Here is a 4287-nt window from a genome sequence, read left to right as displayed (position 1 = left end):
CCGCAGGGAGTCGGGTACAGTTGCAAAAAAGCGAGGAGAAAATTAAAATATCTTTACCTCCCGAAGGTTTTACCCCTAAATTAATTGGTCTTGGAGCCTTTGCCATCGCTTGGAACGCTTTTTTATTAGTATGGACAGGAGGAGCCGTTTCTATTCCTCTGTGGATGAGTTGGTTTTTTCTGCTCTTTTCCTTGCCCTTTTGGTTTGTGGGTTTAGGAATGCTTTACCAGATTATTTATTGTCTCAAAGGGGAGGAAATTATCACTATTGATAGGCAAGAAATTGTTGCCATTCAGCGAATTTGGGGTTTGACACTTTCGGGCAAAAAGAAAATGGCACGGGAACATATTAATAAACTGGTGAAAGCTGATAGTTATCATACCAAAGATAGCGATGGCGATCGAGTTTATGTACCGATGGCTTTAACTATTTGGGTGGGGACTAAAGAATATACTATTAGCAGTAAGACAAAAGAATATCTGAGTAACCCCGAAATTGAATGGTTAGCAGCGGAATTAAGCCAATGGTTAGGAATACCAATTACTAATAACTAGCCCGTTACAATCAGCTTTTTCTCCCTTCTCCCCCACTGATTACTGATAACTGCTTACTGATAACTGAAAAATCTCTCCACTTCCCACCCCCTGATATAGACGAACTGTCTGTGAGCGGTGTAAAATTTTATGCAGAGTCTCGGCTTTTTTCTCCCTTTTCCTGAGAAATGCCCCAGAGCCAGTGACTAAGATCAAAATTGTGCATCCCATCGATAATTAAGTTTATGAGCGCCACTATTACCGTAGAAAAACGCAAATTAGAAAAACCCCCTTTAGAACTGCATTATCTCGGCGATCGAGTCCTGCGTCAACCGGCCAAGCGGATTGCTAAAGTCGATGACAGCATTCGCCAATTAGCCAGAGAAATGCTGGAAACTATGTATAGTTCCAATGGTATCGGGTTAGCGGCTCCGCAAGTGGCAGTCAATAAACAATTGATTGTCATCGATTGTGAACCCGATAAACCGGAAAATCCGCCCCTAATTCTGATTAATCCCCAAATTATCGGTTATAGTCGGGAATTGTGCAAAGCGGAAGAGGGTTGTTTGAGTATTCCCGATGTGTTTTTAGATGTCATCCGTCCCCAAGCGATCGAAGTGAGTTATAAAGATGAACAGGGGAAACCACGAAAACTGCAAGCTAACGGTTTACTAGCGCGGGTAATTCAACACGAAATGGACCATCTTAATGGTGTCATGTTCGTGGACAGAGTAGATAACGATTTGGCACTCAATGAAGAATTAAAAAAACACGGTTTTTCCGTGCAAGCGGTGAAACCGGTCGAGAAAGTGACAAAATAAAGGCATTAGTTAATTTAGGTGAGGAGTGAAGATGACCCCGAAAAGCGGCGTTTTATTGTTATTATCCTGTATTGCAGCGATCGCTGGTGTGGGTTGTGTCTTTGAAATTAGTTCGGGAGAACCGGATTTAGGCAATACCACCACGGGCTTAATTCTAGCTGCAAGTGTACCATTAACAGCCCTATTTTTTTGGGCGGCGGTTAAAGACACGAGAGCCAATTACAAATAGAATAACTTCCCCTCGGTTATCGAAAAATTGGCATAATTTTCATGAGCAAAAGAGAGAAGTAAATTCTCTCTTTTGTTCGTTTTAACTACAGGGCAAATTGCCAGAAAAAGTTACTACTTTTGAGGATTTTATCATCTTTCATGACCATCAATTATATGCCGACCGGTGAAAATCTGATTAGGTAAAGATTTCCCCCCTCTCTCCTATATCCGCAATCTAGAATGATAAAATAGGTGAAGTTCAAAGCATCATTCATTAGCTATGACCACAACCTACAAAGTAGAAATTTCTCATTTAGGAACAACACAAACGATCGAAGTTAGGGAAGATCAAACTATACTACAAGCGGCCTACGATGCGGGGATTGACTTACCCAGTTCTTGCAATGCGGGCGTATGTACTACCTGCGCCGCTCAACTTTCCCAGGGTAGCGTCGAACAAGGTGAGGGCATGGGATTATCCCCCGACCTGCAAAAAGAAGGCTATGCTTTGTTATGTGTGGCCTATCCTCGCTCGGATATTAAACTGGAATCTGGCAAGGAAGAAGTAGTTTATCAACGTCAATTCGGAAAACCCTAGGCCAAACTGGGGTTAAGATGACAAATTTTCGGGGGTTTCCCCCCAAAAAACCAGATTTTGAGCCAATCAGACCAGCAAATCCTAACCAATAGCTGAATGCTGACTACTAAGGGAGAACTTTTCCTCTCTACCCTTGAGGGCCGCTTTCATGAAACCAGAAAAGAGAGGATGAGCTTTATTGGGACGAGAGCGAAATTCGGGGTGAAATTGGGTAGCAATAAAGAAAGGATGTTTTGGTAGTTCGATAATTTCCACCAAACGACCATCAGGAGAAGTGCCACTCACCAGATAACCGGTCTCAAAAAAGAGACTACGATAGGCATTATTGAACTCGTAACGGTGACGATGGCGCTCATAGATAACCTCTTGACCGTAGAGGGAGAAAGCCAGACTATCGGGATTTAAACGGCAGGGATAGAGACCTAAGCGCATTGTTCCCCCTAAATCCACCACATCTGCCTGTTCTGGCAGTAAATTAATCACCGGATTCGGTGTATCTTCTTCAAATTCGGAACTATTGGCCCGTTCTAATCGGGCCACATTGCGACCCCATTCGATAATCGAACACTGCATCCCTAAACAGAGACCCAAGAAAGGAATATTATTGACCCTAGCATACTCGATCGCCTTAATTTTGCCATCCACACCCCTAATACCAAAACCACCGGGTACAACAATACCGTCAACACCGCTTAAATGAGCTTCGGCCGAATCATTATCCACATCTTCGGCACTTACCCAACGCAATTCTATCTCGCTATCAAGGGCAATAGCAGCGTGTTTCAAGGCCTCTACCACCGAGAGATAAGCGTCCCCCAATTGCACATATTTACCAACGATAGCTATCTCTAATTTTTGACCGGGGGATTGCATCTGTCGGATGAGATTTTCCCACTCCTCCAGATGGGGGTATCGGGGACCCAGGTTTAATAATTCTAGGGTTTGTTGCGCTAATCCCTCTTTTTCCAGATTGAGAGGAACTTCGTAGATACTGCTGGCATCCTGAGCAGTAATCACCGATTCCACCGGCACATCACAGAAAGCTGAGAGTTTTTCTTTTAACCCCGGTTGTAGGGGTAGATGACAACGACAGACTAACACATCCGGTTGAATGCCGATCGATCTTAATTCCTTAACCGAGTGTTGCGTCGGTTTCGTTTTCATCTCCTTGGCGGCCGGAATCCAAGGAATTAGGGTAACGTGCATATAAACCACGTTATTTCGACCCACATCCTTCCTAAATTGCCTAATTGCTTCTAAAAAAGGCAAAGATTCGATATCTCCCACCGTACCACCAATTTCTGTGATGACAATATCGGGGTTGGTATCTTTGGCCACCCGAAGAATCCTTTCCTTGATTTCGTTGGTAATATGGGGAATTACCTGCACGGTTCCCCCCATATAAGCACCACGGCGCTCTTTATTCAATACCGCTTGATAAATCGAGCCAGTAGTCACGCTATTGAGACGGGAGAGTTCCGTATCGGTAAAACGTTCGTAGTGGCCAAGGTCGAGGTCGGTTTCGGCCCCATCATCGGTGACAAATACCTCTCCGTGTTGAAAAGGACTCATGGTACCCGGATCCACGTTGATATAGGGGTCTAATTTCAGAATTGAGACGGAATAATCCCGACTTTTCAACAATCTTCCCAAACTAGCGGCGACAATTCCTTTCCCAATACTGGAGACGACTCCCCCGGTGACAAAGACAAATTTACTCATAAAATTTTTCCTGCGATCGATTATACCTAGCAAGGGGTGAGGGTTTTCGGGATGCGGCGGTGTCATTTTCCCAGATTTCATTATAACCGGAGGATATATACCCCGATCCTCGTTTTAGCTCCCTCTCCACAATCTATTGCACCACAGCTTCATCCCGATCATTTGACATCCTCACCGCCGTAAAACGGACGGTGATTCCCAAACCTCACGATTTAGGTTTCTGCTTCTTTCCCTTGCGGGGTTCCGCACCTGCCGCCCCAGTTTTACTCTGTTCTGGTCTTATGGTCGCTCTACAGACTGACACCGCAAGTCCTGCGGCCAAAATGTTTTTACTGGCGTTAATATCTCGGTCATGGTGCGTCCCACAGTCTGGACAATCCCATTCTCGAATATTTAACGGCAT

Annotated in this window: 5 protein-coding genes and 1 pseudogene; 4 read left to right on the top strand and 2 right to left on the bottom strand. The window is 44.5% G+C overall.

Translation table 11 applies throughout. The features are described from left to right. From IM322_RS06320 to IM322_RS06305, 4 genes and pseudogenes are all read left to right on the top strand, one after another. A pseudogene (locus tag IM322_RS06320) lies at positions 1-554 on the top strand (serine/threonine protein kinase); the annotation flags it as partial. 224 nt (positions 555-778) lie between these two features. After that, positions 779-1354 carry a peptide deformylase gene (def, locus tag IM322_RS06315; protein ID WP_287676781.1) on the top strand — a complete coding sequence of 192 codons (576 nt, stop codon included), beginning with the start codon at positions 779-781 and terminating at the stop codon, positions 1352-1354. 31 nt (positions 1355-1385) lie between these two features. After that, complete coding sequence (locus IM322_RS06310; protein ID WP_002731987.1) at positions 1386-1583, top strand: hypothetical protein; 198 nt, start codon at positions 1386-1388, stop codon at positions 1581-1583. Between the two features lie 261 nt (positions 1584-1844). Continuing rightward, positions 1845-2162, top strand: a complete 318-nt coding sequence (locus IM322_RS06305) for a 2Fe-2S iron-sulfur cluster-binding protein (protein ID WP_002768334.1) — start codon at positions 1845-1847, stop codon at positions 2160-2162. Positions 2163-2243: 81 nt separating this feature from the next. On the opposite strand, the gene pyrG is transcribed toward IM322_RS06305, so the two are convergent. Together pyrG and IM322_RS06295 are read right to left on the bottom strand one after the other, a co-directional pair. After that, positions 2244-3884 (bottom strand): glutamine hydrolyzing CTP synthase, encoded by a 1641-nt coding sequence (pyrG, locus tag IM322_RS06300; RefSeq protein ID WP_287676779.1) that lies wholly within the window; start codon positions 3882-3884, stop codon positions 2244-2246. Positions 3885-4089: 205 nt separating this feature from the next. Continuing rightward, positions 4090-4287 (bottom strand): zinc ribbon domain-containing protein (locus IM322_RS06295; RefSeq protein ID WP_043998265.1); only part of this gene is annotated, 198 nt, incomplete at its 5' end.

This window comes from Microcystis sp. M109S1 (assembly GCF_020247025.1).
GTDB lineage: Bacteria > Cyanobacteriota > Cyanobacteriia > Cyanobacteriales > Microcystaceae > Microcystis.
Note: the sequence above shows the minus strand (reverse complement) of the source record. Positions and strands in the feature narration are given on the sequence as shown.